This window comes from Pseudomonas sp. EL_65y_Pfl1_R83 (genome assembly GCF_963970695.1).
GTDB classification, from domain to species: Bacteria; Pseudomonadota; Gammaproteobacteria; order Pseudomonadales; family Pseudomonadaceae; genus Aquipseudomonas; species Aquipseudomonas tritici.
The window spans coordinates 1-485 of sequence record NZ_CAXAQI010000325.1 but is presented as its reverse complement, the minus strand read 5'-3'; the positions used below and the strand labels follow the sequence as shown (position 1 = coordinate 485).

The 485-nt window shown below is 61.2% G+C and carries 1 protein-coding gene; it reads right to left on the bottom strand.

The genetic code is table 11. The features are described 5' to 3' along the window. Positions 1–83: 83 nt before the first annotated feature. On the bottom strand, positions 84–455 hold the full coding sequence (gcvH, locus tag AACY08_RS29105; protein WP_339472536.1) for a glycine cleavage system protein GcvH: 372 nt from the start codon (positions 453–455) through the stop codon (positions 84–86). Positions 456–485: the final 30 nt, after the last annotated feature.

Here is a 485-nt window from a genome sequence, read left to right as displayed (position 1 = left end):
TTGGGGGAGGGAATGACAAAGCTTGGCGGTGAGCAAAACGCCCTCCCCCAGCCCCTCCCGCACAGCGGGAGGGGAGAAGGAGATCAGAGCTTCGAGACGAACGCCTGATAGGCGACTTCATCCATCAGCTCGTTCAGCTCATCGGCGTCGCTCAGCGTCAGCTTGAAGAACCAGCCATCGCCTTCGGGATCCTCATTGACGAGGCCGGGCGTGTCGGCGAGCGCGGCGTTGCCGTCGATCACCGTGCCGGACACCGGCGAATAGACGTCCGACGCAGCCTTGACCGATTCGACGACCGCGGCTTCGTCGCCCTTGGCCAGTTCCTTGCCCTCTTCGGGCACGTCGACGAACACGATGTCGCCGAGCTGGCTCTGCGCATATTCGGTAATGCCAACGATGCCGATGTCGCCATCGACATCAACCCATTCATGATCTTCGGTAAAATAACGGCTCATCACTTGCCTCCTGTGCGGACGTAGCGGTGG

What these genes read in the sequence shown, in the direction of transcription:
- gcvH (WP_339472536.1), bottom strand. Translation starts at nt 455, where the DNA reads ATGAGCCGTTATTTTACCGAAGATCATGAATGGGTTGATGTCGATGGC.